Origin of the sequence: Pseudomonas sp. Snoq117.2 (assembly GCF_900110545.1) — a bacterium.
In the GTDB taxonomy this organism is placed as follows: domain Bacteria; phylum Pseudomonadota; class Gammaproteobacteria; order Pseudomonadales; family Pseudomonadaceae; genus Chryseomonas; species Chryseomonas benzopyrenica.
Genome location: NZ_FOED01000049.1, coordinates 1 through 1,207 on the forward strand (window position 1 = coordinate 1; position 1,207 = coordinate 1,207).

General features: G+C 57.7%; 2 protein-coding genes. Both read left to right on the forward strand.

Features of this window, described 5'->3' with window-relative positions; all coding sequences use genetic code 11:
• On the forward strand, positions 1–410 hold a 410-nt coding region (locus tag BMZ43_RS26695), incomplete at its 5' end, for a hypothetical protein (protein ID WP_177344875.1).
• Positions 411–667: 257 nt separating this feature from the next.
• Positions 668–793: a hypothetical protein gene (locus BMZ43_RS27060; RefSeq protein WP_256203955.1), complete on the forward strand. Its 126-nt coding sequence runs from the start codon at positions 668–670 to the stop codon at positions 791–793.
• Positions 794–1,207: the final 414 nt, after the last annotated feature.

Here is a 1,207-nt window from a genome sequence, read left to right on the forward strand (position 1 = left end):
CTACCCTGAGCTATCGCTTTGGCGAATCCGTCGGTACTGCCCTGCGTGAAATCATTCGCTCCGTGCGAAATGCTCAAGCCCAGGCACGTGCTGCACGTCCGCCCATAGCACCGGCTGAACGTCGTGTTGTCGAGTTTCCGCAACCGATCGTATCGGCGGCTGTGCTCGAGGAGATGGATCACGTGCCAGCGCTTGCTCGCCGCCATGGGATCAACCTCAACACCTGGTTCCAGGACAATACCCGCGAAGCCCAGCCTGAAAAGCCCAAGCGTGAGCGCAAGCCGCGCAAACCCAAGGCTGCCGCCTCCGTTACTGAGCCTGTCCAGTCGCCAGCGCCCCGCGTGCTGCGTCCGGGCTCACTGGACCAGCTGATCGCCCCCGTCGACCCTGAGGTCGCGCTGGCCAGCTGATTCACACCTCACCCACCCCTGTCGGGAAACCTCCCGTCAGGGGGGTTTTCCTGATTTCACCCCTTGATCAAGGAAAACCATGACCTCAAAGAAACTCGCGGCGGTCGCTGAGGACCTCCGCAAGATCGGCACTACCTCGGTAGCCGCTGGTCTAGTGGGTGTCTTTCTGAGCGATCATCGGCTGCTAACGGCTTACGCCATAGCGGCCGGTGTTATAATCTGGCTCGTAGGCATCTATTTCACCTCGGAGGAATGACATGAGTCAGACCGCCTTTGGGATCACCATGTTGTCATTGCTGCTGATCGTCTGTGTTGGTACGCCTGTCTGGCTAGACTGGCCCAACGTCAAAGACAAGGCATTGAAGCTGATCCGCTCGCATTGATGCACCGCTCTACCAAAGCCCTCCTCGGAGGGCTTTTTCATTTCAGAGGTATTGACAAGCGGTACGGCCCTGAACATTCTGAGGATGTATGCCGCTGACGTTGTCAGCAACATGCCCCAAGCAGTCTCGGATCTCACGACTGCGATGTGCCCCAAGCACATTGATCCAAACCCAAGTTCGCTAAGCATTCGGTAGCGCGAACGATTGACCGGCACCACCGGTTGATGGATGCACCTTCCACCACCCTCGACGGGACTACCCGTCAGGGCCGGTCTCCGTCACAACCTGGAGACCTTCAATGAAAAGCAGCTTCGCGTTGTACCAGGCATTGATTGCGATCAATGTCCCGGATGACAAAGCCACTGCTGTTATCGATGCTCTGGAGTCCGATATGCAAAATCAGCTCGCTACCAA